This is a genomic window from Stenotrophomonas sp. JAG2 (assembly GCF_041080745.1).
GTDB lineage: Bacteria > Pseudomonadota > Gammaproteobacteria > Xanthomonadales > Xanthomonadaceae > Stenotrophomonas > Stenotrophomonas maltophilia_AA.
Genome location: NZ_JBEUMH010000010.1, coordinates 128,349 through 146,388 on the forward strand (window position 1 = coordinate 128,349; position 18,040 = coordinate 146,388).

Consider the following 18,040-nt stretch of genomic DNA (forward strand, 5'->3'; position numbering starts at 1 on the left):
CATCTATCAATGCTGTGCTCGAATCCACGCATCCAGCTGTTTGGCCAGCTTGCGGTTCTTGTAGGCGCTGACGCCTGAATCGCCACCAGCAACCAGATTGATGCCCAATTGGGTGTTGATCTGTCTGATCCATTGCGGAAACTGCTCCAGGTTGGCACCCGTCAGCGGTGGCAGTCCGAAGTCGTCACGGGTCGGCTGGTCCCTGTAGGCCACGTAGCTATCATTTCCGAAGGATAGGTTGATCGACCACGGGCTGTCCGGCCAGCTGCTGAGATTCAGGCTGACGCGCGGGTGCCCCTGTTTGTAGTCGTACTCACCATCCTGATAGAGCGTGATGCTTGCGCTCCAGTCGCGGATGTTCTCAACATGCCATTGCTGGCGTTGCACCAGCTTTACCGCGTCGCCCGCCATCACGCGTGCGTCATGCAGCACCGCAAGGCGTTCGCACAGCAAGTTGTATTCGGTATCCTCAGTGCAGTGCGGGCGGGCAGCTCCTGCGGTGTGGTGGAGCACCGAGAGCATGTGCTCGCGGTCAGTGATCATCGGCCACTCCACTTCAAGCAGGTCCTGCAACATGGGTATGCGCGTGCCCTCGTTGAGCAACGCGATGAGGGCCATGCCCCAGTAGAGAACGTTGTTCGACCGGAGAGGATCGTGGCCGAGGTGGCGCAGCGCCTCGAGAACAGTCTGTGCCTGGGGGCGATACGGCAGGAACTTTTCCGCCTTTTCCCGCTGCGCGTGGAAAGACTGATACTTGTTGCACTGTCCGATCAGGCGGGCGCGCTGCTTCAGATCGCTAGCGGTCGCGACCATCGCACTCGGGAGCGCGCCAGCTTCATCGAATCCAAAGCAGAAAAGTTGCTCAAGGCCGAGCTGCCGTTGACGGCGGTCGTAGCTTACTGGGACGCAGGTGAGTTGCCGATAGGCGGCAATAAGGCTCGGCAGATCCTTCTCAGGAAGCGAGGCCACCGACCAGTCGCCCACCCGCAGCCAGTGGAAGTGGAAGCGCTGCAGCATATCCGGCGCCAAGCCGCGACCAGCGCGCGGGGCCAGGGCGGACAAGTCATAGTGGCGCATGGGGTAAAGGTCGCCCTGCCGCTCTTCGGCAAACCCCGCATCTTCGGAAGCGATGAAGGCGTGTAACAGGTCGATGTCAGATTGATCCATGGCCGGTTTCCAAGTGTGTCGACGGCGTCCCCGAGGGACGCGCAGCCTCCAAGGCTCGCTGGATTCCATCGATAGGCCAATGCAATTAGTTGAAAAACTCCGGAAATGTGACCACGGGCTGCTGGGGAGTTCGAGGTGAAATAGCCGCTCAGCCTATTCCCGGTGATCCCGCCGCTGCACCACGGGCGGCGGGACGGATCGACGGCAACCGCTGCCGGCGCAGTCCGAACAGCGGGCGCAGCCAACCAACGCGCCGGATCAGTCCTTCGTGCAGCAGCAGGCAACCCGCTACCGTCCCGGCCACGACCAGCAGCGGCTCCCACCACGGCCCCAAATGCAGCGGCTTAAGCCAGAACAGCAGCGCGATGATCAGGCTCTGGTGCAGGAGGTACCAGGGATACACCGCCTCGGTGCAGTACGGCAGCCAGCGGAACGGGCGATCCAGATACACCTTGGCCCAGCCGAGCAGGGTCAGCAGTACGGCCCACAGGTACAGCGACTGGCTGGCCATCACCTGCAGCGTCCAGACGCTCTCCGGCCATTGCCGCAGCAGCGAATCGGCAGGCAACACCCGCCCCAGGATACGGATGCCGAAGTACCAGCCCGCCGCGATGATCGCCACCCACAGGGTGATCCGGCGCAGTTCGACCACGCGTGCCCAGAACGGCGTGGTACGGGCGAGCAGGTAGCCCGCCAGGAACACCGTGCCGTACTTGGCGTGCTGGTACCAATCGCCGAACAGCAGGTTGGTGGACGGGAAGCGGGGATCGAGCCAGGCCACCCAGCCGAAGGAGAGCAGCGTGGGCAGCCCGATCAGGATGGGCGCCGGTGCCCGGGCATAGCGCTCCACCGCGCGGCGCACCGCAGGGGTATCCAGTACCGGCATCAGCAGCGCCAGCACCAGTGTGTAGACCCATAGATAGGCCAGGTACCACAGGTGGTTCCAGGTGATGCGCAGCTGCCAGCCGGCAAACGTGTCCTGCGGCCAGGCCGGCATCTGCCAGTAGCGCAGCAGGAAGGCGCCGAAGCCGGGCTCGATCTGTCCGTTGGTCAGTGCCTCGGCGTAGGGCTGGATCGGCACCACGACGAACATTCCGAACAGCAGCGGCAGCAGCAACCGCCACGTGCGCAGCACGGCAAAGCGCGCGGTGTGCGCCTCGGGCCGCATCAGGGCGATGGCGATCCCGGAGAGCAGGAACAGCAACGGCATCCGCCAGCGGTTCACCAGCAGCATCGGCCACTGCAGCCACTCGGCGGTGTAGTCGCTCTTGAGATGGAAGCCCCAGCCATCCACGTAGGCCATGGCGGTGTGATAGAGGATGAGCAGGGCGAAGGCGAGCACGCGCAGGGCGTCGATGTCGTGGCGGCGTGGCATGGACGGGGCAGGCAGGAAAGGAGACTGCACGGTGCGCAGTCGCCGCGCGGTCCGCCATGGCGGAGGGGCCTGCCGCCGGGGGCAAGTGACGAATGGCGGTCGCCAAGGGACGGGTGGGGCGCACTACCATGGCCTGATGAGTCAGGCTGACGACCCTTTGCGAATGGACGATTCAATGGCGAACGGACGTGCCGCGCGGTGGCGGCCGGGTGCGCGGATGCTGGTGTGGTCGGTGATCCTGCTGACCACGGCGGTGGCGAATGCGCTGGTGGAAGTGATGGATGCGGGTCGCCGTGGCGAAGACCTGGGCCTGTGGCAGCCGATGATCTGGGAGCTGAGCAGCGTCACGATGATCCTGCTGACGCTGCCGGTCCTGTGGTGGGGCTGCCAGCGCTGGCCGCTGCACGCCGATACCTGGAAGCGGCGGCTGCCGCTGTACCTGCTGGCCAGCGTGGCGTGGTCGCTGGTGCATGTCACCGGGATGATGGGGCTGCGCCATCTCGCCTATGCCGCGCTCGGCTACCACTACCAGGACGATGCCACCTGGCCGGTGCGCCTGATGTACGAGTACCTCAAGGATGTCCGTGCGTTCTTCACCTTCGTGGCGATCGAGCACTTCTTCAGCTGGTTCGGGCGGCGCCGGCAGGGCGAGGCGCATCTGCTGGCCGCGCCGGACGATGCTCCGCCGGTGGACGCCGTGGAGCGTCCAGAACGGTTCCTGGTGCGCAAGCTGGGCCGCGACTTCCTGGTCGCCACCGGTGATATCGAGTACGCCCAGGCGGCCGGCAACTACGTCAACCTGCGGGTGCGCGGGCACGACTACCCGCTGCGCAGCACCATGGCGGCGCTGGAAGAACGATTGGATCCGGCGCTGTTCGTGCGTGCCCACCGCAGTTGGCTGGTGAACGTGCGGCACCTGGTCTCGATCGAGCCGCTGGACGGGGGCGAGGCCCTGCTGCACATGGACGATGGCGGCCGGGTACCGTGCAGTCGCCGGCAGCTGCCCTCGTTCCGGCAGGCGCTGGCCGTGCAGCCACCGGCCTGATCCTGCCGGGCTTGACCGGCACCCTGGCGGAGCAGGGTGCCGGCAGGGAACTCAGCGCTTGCTGTCTTTCTTGATCATCGCGTCGATGCGCCCGGCGCGGGCTTCCGAGCCCGGGTGCGAGGACATCAGGCCGCCATCGCTGGACAGCTTGCGGAACATGCTGGCCAGTGCGGCGGGATCGTACTGGTGGCGCTTCATGAAGCGGTAGCCGTACTCGTCGGCGGCGCTTTCTTCCTTCTGCGAGAACTGCGCGTTGACGAAGCCTTCGGCCAAGGCGCCGAGCTGGCCCTGGGTCAGGGTGGCGACGTTGGCATTGCCCGAGGCGGCCAGCGTGTCGCGACCGGCCGAGGCCAGCAGCGCGGTACGCATCTTGGTCTTGGAGTGGCCCAGCTTCACGTGGCCGATCTCGTGGCCGATCACGCCGCGCACTTCGTCGTCCGAGGCCATGTCCATCAGGCCGGAGTACACGCGCACGCAGCCGTTGGCCATGGCCCAGGCGTTGACGTCTTCGGTCAGGTAGACCTTGAAGCTCAGGCTCATGCCGTCTTCATTGGCCAGGCCCTGGGTGATCTTGGACAGACGCTGGGCGTACGGATTGTTGGCGGGGGCGACCTTGTTCTGCTGGTCCATGTAGACGCAGGCTTCGTCGGCGGCCTTGGCCACGTCCTGGTCGGACAGGGTGAGCGCCTGGCCGGCTTTCAGGCCGGTGCTGGTCAGCTGCTTGAGGTCCAGGGCCGAGGCGGTGGTGGAAGCGGTCAGGCAGGCGAGAGCCAGCAGCAGGGCGGAGGATGACGTCCTCATCGGGGTGGTGCTCCATGTAGTGCGTTGGGGGAACCGCAGGGCAGGGCGCCGCGCGGCGGGGCGGAAGTCTACCGCCTGGCCGGCCGTCCGTGTTCAGTGAAGTCGTTTTTACCCAGCCCCACGCGACGCCCGGCGCCCCGGCCACCGCCGGAAAGCCCCGGATAGGCTATGATGGACAGTCTTTTCGCACGCATTAATCGCCGACATGATCGAGCTCAATCCTGTCCGCCAGCGCATCACCGATCTCACCGATCGCGTGCTCTCGCTCAGGGGGTATCTTTGACTACGACGCCAAGAAAGAGCGTCTGGAAGAAGTAACCCGGGAACTGGAAAACCCGGATATCTGGAACAACGCCGAATACGCCCAGAACCTTGGTCGCGAACGCGCCAATCTGGAGAAGACCGTCGGCGGCATCGCCACGATCCTCGACGGCCTGGCCGAGTCGGGTGAACTGCTGGAACTGGCTGAAAGCGAACAGGACGAAGAAACCGCCCTGGCCGTGGTCAGCGACCTGGACAAGTACCAGAAGCACGTCGAACAGCTGGAGTTCCAGCGCATGTTCTCCGGGCAGATGGATACCGCGGCGGCCTTCGTCGACATCCAGGCGGGCGCCGGCGGTACCGAAGCCCAGGACTGGGCCGAAATCCTGCTGCGCATGTACCTGCGCTGGTGCGAATCGCGCGGCTGGAAGACCGAGCTGATGGAAGTCTCCGGCGGCGACGTCGCGGGCATCAAGTCGGCCACGCTGCGCGTGGAAGGCGATTACGCGTATGGCTGGCTGAAGACCGAAACCGGCGTGCACCGCCTGGTGCGCAAGTCGCCGTTCGATTCGGACAACCGCCGCCACACCAGCTTCACCTCGGTGTTCGTGTCGCCGGAAGTCGATGACAACATCGAAATCGACATCAACCCGGCCGACCTGCGTACCGACGTGTACCGCTCCTCCGGCGCGGGTGGCCAGCACGTCAACAAGACCGAATCGGCGGTGCGTATCACGCACATCCCGACCAACACGGTCGTGGCCTGCCAGACCGGCCGCAGCCAGCACCAGAACCGCGACAACGCGATGAAGATGCTGGCCGCCAAGCTGTACGAGCTGGAAATCCAGAAGCGCAACGCCGAGCGCGACGCGGTGGAAGCCACCAAGTCCGACATCGGCTGGGGCAGCCAGATCCGCAACTACGTGCTCGACCAGAGCCGTATCAAGGACCTGCGCACCGGCATCGAACGCTCCGATACGCAGAAGGTGCTGGATGGCGATCTCGACGAATTCGTCGAAGCCAGCCTGAAGTCCGGCCTGGCCGTGGGTGCCAAACGCACCGACGCCTGACCGTCGGGGCCGCCACGCGCGGCCCCGATCCGTTGTGCCCGGGCCCCGCCCGGTTTCGCAATCCGCCCCGACCATCGGCATGATGGCGGGGACCGTACCTCCCCCCGACATACATAGACCCACGCCATGAACGATCAGACCGCCGCGCCGCAGCCCCCCGTCGACGAGAACAGCCTCATCGCCGAGCGCCGCGCGAAACTGACCGCCCTGCGCGGGCAGGGCATCGCCTACCCGAACGATTTCCGCCGCGAGCACTTCGCCGGCACCCTGCAGGCCGAGTTCGCCGACGCCGAACAGTGGACCGCCGAAGCACTGGAAGCCAGCGGCCGCCAGGTCAAAATGGCTGGCCGCCTGATGGCCAAGCGCGTGATGGGCAAGGCCAGCTTCGCCCAGATCCAGGACGAGTCCGGCCGCATCCAGCTGTTCCTGCAGGGCAGCACCCTGGGCGATGCCTACACCGCCTTCAAGGGCTGGGACGTGGGCGACATCATCGCCGTCGAGGGCGGGCTGACCCGGACCAAGACCGGCGAGCTGTCGGTCAAGGCCACCAGCCTGCGCCTGCTGACCAAGTCGCTGCGCCCGCTGCCGGACAAGTGGCACGGCCTGGCCGACGTGGAGCAGCGCTATCGCCAGCGCTATGTCGACCTGATCGTGACCCCGGAGTCGCGCGAGGTGTTCATCAAGCGCTCGCGGATCATCCGCGCCATGCGCGCCTGGCTGGACAACCGCGACTTCCTCGAAGTCGAAACGCCGATGATGCATTACATCCCCGGCGGCGCCACGGCCAAGCCGTTCACCACCCACCACAACGCGCTGGACCTGGACCTGTACCTGCGCGTGGCCCCGGAGCTGTACCTCAAGCGCCTGGTCGTGGGTGGGCTGGAGCGCGTGTACGAGATCAACCGCAACTTCCGCAATGAAGGCGTCAGCACCCGCCACAACCCGGAATTCACCATGATGGAGCTGTACGAGGCCTACGCCACGTACACCGAAGTGATGGACCTGACCGAAGGCGTGATCCGTGACGTGGCCAGCAAGGTGCTGGGCACCACCACGGTGGAGTGGGATGGCGCCACCATCGACCTGGCCCCGGCCTTCCGCCGCTGGCGCATGGACGAGGCGGTGCGCCACCACAACCCGGAGATCAGCGCGGCCGACTGCACCGACCGCGATGCGCTGGTCGCCCATTGCGAGCGCCTGAAGATCCGCATCAAGCCGTCCTACGGCTGGGGCAAGCTGCTGCTGGAGATCTTCGAGGCCACCGTCGAGCACACCCTGATCCAGCCGACCTTCATTACCGACCACCCGGTGGAAGTCTCGCCGCTGGCCCGTGCCAACGATGACCAGCCGGGCTATACCGACCGCTTCGAGCTGTTCATCAACGGCAAGGAGCTGGCCAACGGCTTCTCCGAGCTGAACGACCCGGAAGACCAGGCGGCCCGGTTCCAGGCCCAGGTCACGGCGAAGGAAGGCGGCGACGACGAGGCCATGCACTACGACGCTGATTACATCCGCGCGCTGGAATACGGCATGGCCCCGACCGGCGGCCTGGGCATCGGCATCGACCGCCTGGTGATGCTGCTGACCGGCAGCAGCTCGATCCGTGACGTGCTGCTGTTCCCGTATATGCGTCCCGAAAACTGAGACCTGCGTCCGGGCGTGCTTGGGGCACGTCCGGATGGGGGTTCCGCTCCCGTGGCCGCGCGAGTATGGTTTCTGCGTGGCCTTAACAGGCGCTATGGCGTGATGGCCACAGACCATGACGGGTCGCAGGGGGATGCCCACATCGGCATCACGCTGTGACGACGATCATGAACTGGGGTGTTCATGACGGGAGGCGGACCCATGCAAGGTGCCAGTGTGCTGAGCGGCGGAGTATCCTCTCCGCAGCATGTTCCAGTGTGGTCAAGGAAGAAGGCAGAAGCAGCCTTGAATATTGTCATCGTTGACGACCAGACGTCCGCGCGTACCATGCTGCGCCATGTCATCGAGGACATCGCGCCGGAACTGTCCGTGCACGACTTCGGCGATCCGCTGACGGCGCTGGCCTGGTGCGAGTCGCACGCCGTGGACCTGCTGCTGCTGGATTACCGGATGCCGGAGATGGACGGGCTGGAGTTCGCCCGCCGCTTCCGTCGCCTGCCCAAGCACCGCGACATCCCCGTGATCCTGATCACCGTGGTCGGCGACGAGCCGATCCGCCAGGCCGCGCTGGAAGCGGGGGTGATCGATTTCCTGGTCAAGCCGATCCGCCCGCGCGAACTGCGCGCGCGTTGCTACAACCTGTTGCAGCTGCGCCAGCAGTCGGAGAACGTCAAGCAGCGCGCGCTGTCGCTGGAGCAGCGGCTGCTGGCCAGCATGCACGAGGTCGAGGAGCGCGAGCGCGAGACGCTGTCGCGGCTGGCGCGGGCGATCGAGTTCCGTGATGCCGGCACCAGCGCCTACCTGGAGCGCATGGCGCATGTCGCCGGCCTGATCGCCGAGCAGCTCGGGCTGCCGGAAGAGGAGGTGAAGCTGATCGAGATGGCCGCGCCCCTGCACGACATGGGCAAGATCGCCATTCCCGATGCCGTGCTGCTCAAGCAGGGCAAGTTGAACGACGAGGAGCAGGCGATCATGCGCCGGCACCCGCGGATCGGCTATGAACTGCTGAGCGGCAGCCAGAACCGTTTCATCCAGGTCGGTGCGCTGATCGCGCTGCGCCATCACGAGCGTTACGACGGCAGCGGCTACCCCGATGGCCTGGTCGGTGATGCCATTCCGCTGGAAGCGCGGATCGTGGCGGTGGCCGACGTGTTCGATGCCCTGATCTCACCCCGTCCGTACAAGGAAGCATGGACCATGGAAGCCACGCTGGCTTATCTGTACGCCCAGCGTGGTCGGTTGTTTGATCCGCGCTGCGTCGATGCCCTGCTGCGCGGCCGCCTCCAGCTTGACGAGATCTGCGCACAGCACTCCACTGCGTCATCCCGCCCGGGGATGTGATATGCGTCGTCTGTACCCGCGCCTGAAGCAACGTCTGGCGCAGCGCCCGGACACCGAGCACGGTCAGGCGATCGTGCGCATCGTGCTGATCACCCTGATCCTGCTGTATGTCCTGATGCCAGGGCCCCGCCACGACCTGCCGCCGGAGCAGTACCACGGCGTGCTGGCGATCGTGCTGACCGGCCTGACGCTGTCGCTGGGCCTGTTCGGCTGGCTGCTGTGGCGGCCGGGGCGCTCGGATCCGCGCCGCGTGGCCGGCATGCTCGCCGACTACGGTCTCATCGCCGCCGGCATGGTGCAGATGGGCGAGCCGCTGGCCTGGGTCTACATCGTGGTGATGTGGGTGACCGTCGGCAACGGCATGCGCTACGGCAACAACTATCTGTACGTGGCCGTGGCGATGGCCATGGTCAGCTTCGGCAGCACCGCGCTGCTCACGCCGTACTGGGAGCAGAATGCCCGGCTGGCGTTCGGCCTGTGGCTGGGCCTGGCGGCGGTGCCGCTGTATTTCTCCACGCTGCTGCGCCAGTTGACCCGGGCGATGGCCGAGGCCCGTCGTGCGAGCGAGGCCAAGAGCCGCTTCCTGGCCAACATGAGCCATGAGTTCCGCACCCCTCTCAACGGTCTGTCGGGCATGACCGAGCTGCTGGCCACGACCAAGCTCGACGACGAGCAGCGTGAGTGCGTCAACACCATCCAGGCGTCCTCGCGCAGCCTGTTGGCGCTGGTCGAGGAAGTGCTCGACATCTCCGCGATCGAAGCCGGCAAGCTGCGCGTCAACGCCGAGGATTTCGCGCTGGCCGATGTGATCCAGGCGATCGGGCTGATCCTGCTGCCGCAGGCCAAGGCCAAGCGGTTGGACTACCGGGTCAAGGTCGCCGATACCGTGCCGCCGCTGTTGCGCGGCGATCTCGGTCACCTGCGCCAGATCCTGCTCAATATCGCCGGCAACGCGGTCAAGTTCACCGACCACGGCCGGGTCGAGATCCGCGTCGCGGTGCTGCATGCCGAATCCAACGGCGGGGTGCGCCTTCGCTTCGACATCCTCGATACCGGTATCGGCGTCGCGCCGGAGATGCGCCCGCGACTGTTCGAGGCATTCGAGCAGGCCGACGTCAGCATGGCGCGCCGCCACGAAGGCACCGGCCTGGGCACGACCATCGCCAAGGGCCTGGTCGAGGCGATGGGCGGTGACATCGGCTACGAAGAGAATCCGCCGCAGGGCAGCCATTTCTGGTTCGAGCTGCCGTTCGCGCCGCCGCGCGTGCCGCTGGGCACGGTCACCCCGGCCCTGGTCGGCGACGGGCTGCCGGACCGCAACGGCAATGTCATCGCCTTCGCCGATCCCTTCCTGCGTCATCGCGCGCGCGTGCGCAGCATGCACATCCTGGTCGCCGATGATCACGAGGCCAACCGGATGGTGCTGCAGCGGCTGCTGCAGAAGGCCGGCCACAAGGTGCTGTGCGTCAACGGCGGCGAAGCGGTGCTGGATGCGATGGCCGAGAGCGATTTCGATGCGGCGATCGTCGATCTGCACATGCCCGGGATGAGCGGCCTGGACATGCTCAAGGAGCTGCGCGTGATGCAGGCCGGCGGCGGTCCGCGCACGCCGGTGCTGGTGCTCAGCGCCGATGTCACCCCCGAGGCGATCCAGCGCTGCACCCAGGCTGGTGCGCATACCTTCCTGGCCAAGCCCGTGGTCGCGGTGCGGCTGCTGGACGTGCTGGCCGACATCGCCTCCAATGGCCAGCTCAAGGCCAGTGCGCCGATCGTGCGCACTGCCACCGTACTCGATGGCGTGCTGGATCCGGGCGTGCTCGACGAGCTGGCCTCGCTCGGCATGGGCGATGGCTTCGAACGCGAGTTCATCCGCCAATGCCTGGCCGATGCCGAGCAGTGCGTCGGCGTGGCACTGGCCGATGGCGAGCGCAGCGACTGGGTGCATTTCCGTGAGCAGGCGCATGCGATCAAGGGCGTAGCCAGCAATCTCGGCCTGGTCCGCGTCGCCAATCGTGCCGGCGACCTGATGCGCATGGCCGACTGGCAGCTCAAGAGCGAATGGCGGCAGCGCGTGACCCTGCTGCAGGCGGGGATCAAGGAAGGCCGGCAGGCACTGGAGGCGCGTGCGCAGCGCCGGACCCAGGGCCAGGCGGACGACGGCGGCGACATGCGCTGAAAAAAAGCCCGGCGGCCGCCGGGCTTGAACAACACAGGGGAGGGGGTGACTCAGGCGACGTCGAGGGTGGCGCGGCGGGTCTGGGCCTTGATCAGGCGATCCATCGTACGCAGCGACTTGTCGCCCAGCGCGAGTGCGGAGTCCACCCACACCTTGGTGATTTCCAGCAGCTCGTCGTAACGCACGGCCTGGGCCAGATTACGTGCGGCATTCATCGCCAGGTAGGAATGCGGAATGCGCTGGTGCTGGCGGATCAGGTCCTCGACCGCCTTGACGCCCTGGCCCTTCGGCACCAGCACGTCGACCACGCCCATCGCATGCATCTCCTCGGACGAATACACGCGGCCGTCGAGGATGATCTTCTCGGCCAGCTGCGGCGCCACGCGCTTGCACAGGAACGAGTAGGCCCCCATGCCCGGGAACAGCCCGAACAGGACTTCCGGCAGGCCCATGCCGCAGCCTTCCTCGGCCACGATGGTGTGGCAGGCCAAGGCCATCTCCAGGCCGCCGCCCAGCGCGTCGCCCTGGATCAGCGCGATCGAACGCACGTCGCCACCGAAACCGGTGTGCAGGTGGTGCACGCCTTCCACGCAGCGCTGCGCGTAGGTCAGCAGGCGGTCGCGGTTGCCTTCGCGGATCAGGCGGGTGAACAGGTCCAGGTCACCGCCCAGGTTGTACGCGTTCGCATCGGAGGCGAGCACGAAATGGCGCAGCTTGCCGCTGTTGCGCTCGGCCGGGGTGCGGGTGATGGCGCTCATGAAATTCCACATTTCATCGAGCATGTCCTTGCGGCAGCACGGGCGGATGCCGCTGCCGGCATCGGCATGCATGTACAGCCAATGGGCGTCGTCGTTCCCCGTGGTCTCGGTGCGGATGGTGGCGTAGCGGCGGTTGACGGGCAGCTTTTCAATGGTGCTCATGGCGATTTCCTCGGAGGCTGGCCCGCTGGGAGGACGGTGGGCGGCGGGCCTGACGGGTCCACACGCCGCGATCCTACACCCCCGGCATCTCAGGCAATGCAAAAGGCCCCCGCCGTTGCCGGCAGGGGCCCTGTGAAGATGCCGCCGTTGGGGAACCGTTACGGCGCGGGCGTATCGCGCAGTTCGCGGCGCAGGATCTTGCCCACGTTGGTCTTCGGCAGCTCCTTGCGGAACTCCACGATCCGCGGGTGCTTGTAGCCGGTCAGGTTGGCACGCGCGTGCTCCTTGACCATCTCGGCGGTGAGGTTGGGGTCCTTCTTGACGATGACCACCTTGACCACTTCGCCGGACTTTTCATCGGGCACGCCGACCGCCGCGACCTCGAGCACGCCGGGCATCATCGCGATGACGTCTTCGACCTCATTGGGGTACACGTTGAAGCCGGACACCAGGATCATGTCCTTCTTGCGGTCCACGATGAAGAAGAAGCCCTGTTCGTCCATCCGCGCCATGTCGCCGGTGTGCAGCCAGCCCTCGGCATCGACCGCCTGGGCGGTGTCCTCCGGGCGCTGCCAGTAGCCCTTCATGACCTGCGGGCCCTTGATGCACAGCTCGCCGACTTCGCCGACGGCCAGCGTCTTGCCGGCGTCATCCTTCACGCAGGCATCGGTGGACGGAATCGGCAGGCCGATGGCGCCGTTGTACTCGGCCAGGTCCAGCGGGTTGATGCAGGCGGCCGGCGAGGTCTCGGTCAGGCCGTAGGCCTCGACCAGGGTCACGCCGGTGACCTTCTTCCAGCGCTCGGCGACGGCGCGCTGCACCGCCATGCCGCCGCCCAGGGTGACCTTCAGCGAGGAGAAATCGATCTCGTCGAAGCCGGGGGTGTTGAGCAGGCCGTTGAACAGTGTGTTGACGCCGGTGATCGCGGTGAAGCGGGTCGCCTTGAGCTCCTTGACGAAGCCCTTCATGTCGCGCGGGTTGGTGATCAGGTAGTTGCAGCCACCGAACTTCATGAAGACCAGGCCGTTCGCCGTCAACGCGAAGATGTGGTACAGGGGCAGGGCGGTGATGATCACCTCCTTGCCCATCTCGATCCCCGAGGCGGAGATCCAGGCCGAGGCCTGCTGCATGTTGGCCACCAGGTTGCGGTTGGTCAGCATCGCGCCCTTGGCCACGCCCGTGGTGCCGCCGGTGTACTGCAGGAAGGCGACGTCGTCGTGGTCGATCTCGACCTTGGGCAGGGTGTGGCGGCTGCCCAGCTTGAGTGCCTGGTTGAAGCGGATCGCGCCGCGCAGGCTGTAGTTGGGCACCATCTTCTTGATGTACTTCAGCACGAAGTTCACCACGATGCCCTTGGCGCCGAGCATGTCGCCCAGGCCGGTGGTCACCACCTGCTTGATCGGCGTATCGGCGATGACCTGCTGCACGGTGTCGCAGAAGTTGTCGACCACCACCAGCACGGCCGCGCCGGAATCCACCAGCTGGTGCTTGAGCTCGCGGGCGGTGTACAGCGGATTGACGTTGACCACGGTCAGGCCGGCACGCAGCACGCCGAAGGTGGCGATCGGGTACTGCAGGCAGTTGGGCATCATCAGGGCGACGCGGTCGCCCTTCTTGAGCTGCAGCTCACCGAGCAGGTAGGCGGCGAACTGTTCAACCAGCGCGTCCGTTTCCCCGTAGGTGAGGACCTTGCCGAAACTGGAGTAGGCGGGGCGGTCGCGGAACTTGGCCACCGAGGTGTCGAAGACGGCCGAAACCGAATGGAACTCGTTGACGTCGATCTCGGCGGGTACGCCTTTGGGATAACTCTGCAGCCAGGGTCGTTCCAGACTCATATTCCCCCTCCAGGAAACGTGGATGATGTGATGCGATGACGGAGAGTATCCGTCGTTTCATGCCTCGGCAGCATACCGTCCCGAATGGAAAACGCGAAGGGTCGGTGAAGAAAGGCGGACGCGTGGCTTCGGGGCAGGGTGGCGCCGACGGTAAATGACGTTTGCAGCCGCATGCGCGCGCTCATCGCGGCGGCTCGCCAGCGCAGGTGTCGTGGCACTGCAGTGCAGCTTCCAGCACCGGCACGGCCCAGTCGGGTGTCTGCCGCAGTTGGGCGGCGTCATCGGCCGCGGGCCAGGTCAAACGGCCGCCGTCCATCTGCAGCACAAGCTGCGGGTCGGCAACCGGCTGGCCAGGACCGACCTCTACACTGTTGTCGTACACCTGCAGCTGTGCCAGTGCTGGCAACAGGGTGATCAGGTTCTGCAGCGCCAACGGATAGCGGCGGTGGATGTCCGCATCGCTGATGGGGTGGCCACCGGCCGCAACGCGTGCGCGCACCCGTGCGATGTGCTGCTCGGGAGAGGCCAGACCGCAGTACCAGACCAGTACGTCATGCGTGGCGCATGCCTCGGCCAGGGTCGCGGCGATGGATTGTCCGCCCAAGGTGGTTTCGAAGGCGTGGCTGCGGCGTTCGGCGATCGCGGCCTGCAGTCGGCCGAAGCCTTCCTTCCACGCCTGGCCATTGGCCTCGCGCTGGCTCATGCCCAGCTCGCGGCAGAGCTGCCCGGCCCAGTCGTCCGGATTGAACCAGTCCAGTCCCGCCTCGCGCAGCAGATGACCGCCGATGGAGCTTTTGCCCGCACCATTGACCCCTGCCAGCACGAGCAGGAAAGGCCGCGCCGCCATCAGTACCCGCTGCCCGCGACCACCTTGCCCTTGAGCCGTGCCGGTTTACGCAGCAGCGTTCGGGCCTTGTTGCCCGCTGCGGCACTGTCCAGCACGGCAAGGCGATCATCGAAGCGCTGCCGCAGGTGCTGGAGGGCCGGGGTCTGCTCGCGCAGGGAGGCCAGATCACGCTGCAGCGATACCACTTCGGCCTGCATGGCCTGGTATTGCTCGGCGGAGAGGATGACGGCCTGGGGTTCGTTGTGATTGGTCACCAGCACGGCCTGCTGTTCGCGGACGTCCTGCATGACCTTGCGCCAGTGCTCCTTCACCGTCGAGGCGGTGGTACGGGTCAGCTCGGTGATCGGGTCGAACTTGAGCGCATGCAGCATGGCGGCGGTTCCGTGGCGGATGCGGCCAGCTTAGCCCAGTCCGTGCGAAATGGACTAATTATGTGATTTATGAAATTTATGAAAATGAAAGAGCGGCGGCCGGGACGCCTGTCGCGGGCACGCCCAGAGCGCCGAGTCGCTGGATGCCGGAAAGCAGCAAGGGGGCATTACGCCCCCTTGCTGCCGGTGCCATTCCCTGGACGGGGAGGGCGGTCTTGGAGAAAGCGCCTGACGCTTACTTCTTCCCCGCCAGCTGGCGCAGCACGTACTGCAGCAGGCCGCCGTGCTTGAAGTACTCCACTTCCTTCGGCGTCAGCAGCATCACATGGGCCTCGAAGGTCTTCTTCGTGCCATCGGCCCGGGTCGCGGTGAGGGTCGCCGACTTGCTGGCGCCATCCTGCAGGCCGGTGATGTCCACCACTTCAGACCCGTCCAGGCCCAGGCTCTGCGCGTTTTCGCCATTCTTGAACTGCAGCGGCAGCACGCCCATGCCGACCAGGTTGGAACGGTGGATGCGCTCGAAGCTCTCGGCGATCACCGCCTTGACGCCCAGCAGGTTGGTGCCCTTGGCCGCCCAGTCGCGCGAGGAGCCGGTGCCGTATTCCTTGCCGGCGAACACGACCAGCGGGATGCCCTCGGCCTTGTACTTGACGGCCGCATCGTAGATCGCCAGCTTCTGCGGCTCGCCCCCGTCCTTCGGGAAGTACAGGGTGTTGCCGCCTTCTTCGCCGCCGAACATCAGGTTCTTGATGCGGATGTTGGCGAAGGTGCCGCGCACCATCACGTCATCGTTGCCGCGGCGGCTGCCGTAGCTGTTGAAGTCGGCCGGCTGCACGCCACGTTCCTGCAGGAAGCGGCCTGCCGGGGAATCCTTCTTGATGTTGCCGGCCGGGGAGATGTGATCGGTGGTGATCGAGTCGCCGAACAGGCCCATCACGCGCGCGCCATGCACGTCGTCGATGTGGCCGACGTCCATCGTCATGCCCTCGAAGTAGGGCGGGTTCTTGATGTAGGTCGAGCCGCCATCCCACTCATACAGATCGCCATCGGGCGACTTGATGGTGTTCCAGCGGGTGTCGCCCTTGAACACGTCGGCATAGTTCTTCTTGAACATCTCCGGCCCGATGGTCGCGGCGATGACATCGCCGATTTCCTTGTTGCTCGGCCAGATGTCGCGCAGGTACACCGGCTGGCCATCGCTGCCCGTGCCCAGCGGCTCGGTGGTCAGGTCGATGTCGGTGGTGCCGGCGATGGCGTAGGCGACGACCAGCGGCGGGCTGGCCAGGTAGTTCATTTTGACTTCCGGGTGCACGCGGCCTTCGAAGTTGCGGTTGCCCGACAGCACCGAGGCCACCACCAGATCACCGGCGGCGATGCCGGCGCTCACTTCGGTGGGCAGCGGGCCCGAGTTGCCGATGCAGGTGGTGCAGCCATAGCCGACCACGTAGAAACCGATCTTCTCCAGCTCGGTGAGCACACCGGCCTTTTCCAGGTAATCGGTGACCACGCGCGAGCCCGGGCCGAGCGAGGTCTTGACCCACGGCTTGCGGTCCAGGCCCTTGGCCGCCGCGTTGCGGGCGAGCAGCCCGGCACCGATCATCACCGCCGGATTGGAGGTGTTGGTGCACGAGGTGATCGCGGCGATGACTACCGCGCCGTCCTTCAGGCGGAACTTCCTGCCCTCCAGTTCCACATCGCTGTAACCCTTGGCCAGCTGTTCGTTGCCGACCGCCGCGCCGCCGCCTTCGTTGACGAACTTGGACACGTCATCATTGCGCTTGTCGCGGTTGGTGGTCAGGCCGACCAGGTTCTCGCGGTAGTTCTGCTTGACGTCTTCGAGCAGCACGCGGTCCTGCGGACGCTTCGGGCCGGCCAGCGACGGCTTGACCTGGCCCATGTCCAATTCAAGCGTGGCGCTGTAGCTGGCATGTGCGGTGTTGGCGTCGTGCCACAGGCCCTGGGCCTTGGCATAGGCTTCGACCAGGTCGATCTGCGCTTCGCTGCGGCCGGACAGGCGCAGGTAGGTCAGCGACTCTTCGTCGATCGGGAAGATGCCGCAGGTGGCGCCGTACTCCGGGGCCATGTTGCCGATCGTGGCGCGGTCGGCCAGCGGCAGGTGCTGCAGGCCTTCGCCGAAGAACTCGACGAACTTGCCGACCACGCCGTGCTTGCGCAGCATCTGGGTGACGGTCAGCACCAGATCGGTGGCGGTGGCGCCTTCGGGCATGCGCCCGGTCAGCTTGAAGCCGACCACCTGCGGGATCAGCATCGACGACGGCTGGCCGAGCATGGCGGCTTCGGCTTCGATGCCGCCGACGCCCCAGCCCAGCACGCCGATGCCGTTGATCATGGTGGTGTGGCTGTCGGTGCCGAACACGGTGTCGGGGTAGGCCACTGCGTTGCCATCCTGGCGCGTTTGTTCAGAGCCGGCGGTCATCACCACGCGGGCCAGGTTCTCCAGGTTCACCTGGTGGACGATGCCGGTATTGGGCGGCACCACCTTGAAATTATCGAAGGCCTTCTGGCCCCAGCGCAGGAAGCCATAGCGTTCCTGGTTGCGCTGGAATTCGATCTTGCCGTTGAGGTCCAGCGCGTCCGGGGTGCCGAACACATCGACCTGCACCGAGTGATCGATCACCAGCTCGGAGGGGATCTGCGGATTGATCTGCTCCGGCCGACCGCCGAGCTTGACCACCGCATCGCGCATCGCGGCCAGGTCGACCACGCAGGGCACGCCGGTGAAATCCTGCAGCACCACGCGGGCCGGCATGAAGGCGATCTCGATGTCCGGCTCGGCCTTGGGATCCCACTGGGCCACCGCCTGGATGTGGTCCTTGCCGACGGTGACACCGCCATCCTCGTGCCGGAGCAGGTTCTCCAGCAGGATCTTCATCGAGTAGGGCAGGTGGGAGATGTCGAACGTCTGTCCGAGCTTGGGCAGGCTGAAGTAGTCGTAGGTGGTGCCGCCGACGTCCAGCTGGCTGCGGGTGGAGAACGAATCGCTCATTGCAGATGACTCCTTTGCTGATGGCTTGCAACGGCTGCGCCGGAACGCGCGCCTGCTTGCGGCTGCCGTCGGGCTCGCTGCGCCCGCCGATCCCTCGCAGTATGCGACAGCGGCAGGGGCGTGCCAGCCCTTGGGCTCAGGACGGAAGGTTACACAGGCATGTGTAGTGCCGATGTCATC

General features: G+C 65.9%; 13 protein-coding genes. 5 read left to right on the forward strand and 8 right to left on the reverse strand.

Features of this window, described 5'->3' with window-relative positions:
- Positions 1-6: 6 nt before the first annotated feature.
- Both AB9O74_RS14190 and AB9O74_RS14195 read right to left on the reverse strand, forming a co-directional pair.
- Positions 7-1,167: a hypothetical protein gene (locus AB9O74_RS14190; RefSeq protein ID WP_369349691.1), complete on the reverse strand. Its 1,161-nt coding sequence runs from the start codon at positions 1,165-1,167 to the stop codon at positions 7-9.
- Between the two features lie 148 nt (positions 1,168-1,315).
- Positions 1,316-2,542 carry an acyltransferase gene (locus AB9O74_RS14195; protein ID WP_369349701.1) on the reverse strand — a complete coding sequence of 409 codons (1,227 nt, stop codon included), beginning with the start codon at positions 2,540-2,542 and terminating at the stop codon, positions 1,316-1,318.
- Between the two features lie 175 nt (positions 2,543-2,717).
- On the opposite strand from AB9O74_RS14195, the gene AB9O74_RS14200 reads away from it, so the two are divergent.
- Positions 2,718-3,587 carry a LytTR family DNA-binding domain-containing protein gene (locus AB9O74_RS14200; protein WP_346492138.1) on the forward strand — a complete coding sequence of 290 codons (870 nt, stop codon included), beginning with the start codon at positions 2,718-2,720 and terminating at the stop codon, positions 3,585-3,587.
- A gap of 51 nt (positions 3,588-3,638) precedes the next feature.
- Here AB9O74_RS14200 and AB9O74_RS14205 read toward each other — a convergent pair whose 3' ends face one another.
- Entirely contained in the window at positions 3,639-4,388 is a 750-nt protein-coding gene (locus AB9O74_RS14205; RefSeq protein WP_369349692.1) for a M48 family metallopeptidase, read from the reverse strand.
- 205 nt (positions 4,389-4,593) lie between these two features.
- Between AB9O74_RS14205 and prfB the strand changes: the two genes are divergently transcribed.
- From prfB to AB9O74_RS14225, 4 genes are all read left to right on the forward strand, one after another.
- A protein-coding gene (gene prfB, locus AB9O74_RS14210; RefSeq protein ID WP_121036696.1) for a peptide chain release factor 2 occupies positions 4,594-5,719 on the forward strand; the annotation gives its coding sequence in 2 pieces (ribosomal slippage) (positions 4,594-4,668 and positions 4,670-5,719; 1,125 coding nt in all).
- A gap of 126 nt (positions 5,720-5,845) precedes the next feature.
- Positions 5,846-7,363, forward strand: a complete 1,518-nt coding sequence (lysS, locus tag AB9O74_RS14215; RefSeq protein ID WP_369349693.1) for a lysine--tRNA ligase — start codon at positions 5,846-5,848, stop codon at positions 7,361-7,363.
- A 201-nt stretch (positions 7,364-7,564) separates the two neighbouring features.
- On the forward strand, positions 7,565-8,704 hold the full coding sequence (locus AB9O74_RS14220; RefSeq protein WP_313212483.1) for a two-component system response regulator: 1,140 nt from the start codon (positions 7,565-7,567) through the stop codon (positions 8,702-8,704).
- A gap of 1 nt (position 8,705) precedes the next feature.
- Entirely contained in the window at positions 8,706-10,880 is a 2,175-nt protein-coding gene (locus tag AB9O74_RS14225; protein WP_346492141.1) for an ATP-binding protein, read from the forward strand.
- A gap of 50 nt (positions 10,881-10,930) precedes the next feature.
- Here the strand turns inward: AB9O74_RS14225 and AB9O74_RS14230 are convergent, their stop codons facing one another.
- From AB9O74_RS14230 to acnA, 5 genes are all read right to left on the reverse strand, one after another.
- A complete protein-coding gene (locus tag AB9O74_RS14230) occupies positions 10,931-11,800 on the reverse strand; it encodes a crotonase/enoyl-CoA hydratase family protein (protein ID WP_346492142.1) in 870 nt (289 codons plus the stop codon).
- 158 nt (positions 11,801-11,958) lie between these two features.
- On the reverse strand, positions 11,959-13,635 hold the full coding sequence (locus AB9O74_RS14235; protein ID WP_346479403.1) for a long-chain fatty acid--CoA ligase: 1,677 nt from the start codon (positions 13,633-13,635) through the stop codon (positions 11,959-11,961).
- Positions 13,636-13,816: 181 nt separating this feature from the next.
- Entirely contained in the window at positions 13,817-14,482 is a 666-nt protein-coding gene (locus tag AB9O74_RS14240; protein ID WP_369349694.1) for an AAA family ATPase, read from the reverse strand.
- The gene (locus tag AB9O74_RS14245; protein WP_176989069.1) at positions 14,482-14,853 is read right to left on the reverse strand and encodes a type II toxin-antitoxin system prevent-host-death family antitoxin; all 372 of its coding nucleotides are present in this window, start codon (positions 14,851-14,853) and stop codon (positions 14,482-14,484) included. The genes AB9O74_RS14240 and AB9O74_RS14245 overlap by 1 nt, the downstream gene beginning before the upstream one ends.
- A 235-nt stretch (positions 14,854-15,088) precedes the next feature.
- Positions 15,089-17,860, reverse strand: coding sequence for an aconitate hydratase AcnA (acnA, locus tag AB9O74_RS14250; RefSeq protein ID WP_369349695.1), 2,772 nt, complete (start codon positions 17,858-17,860; stop codon positions 15,089-15,091).
- Positions 17,861-18,040 lie beyond the last annotated feature (180 nt).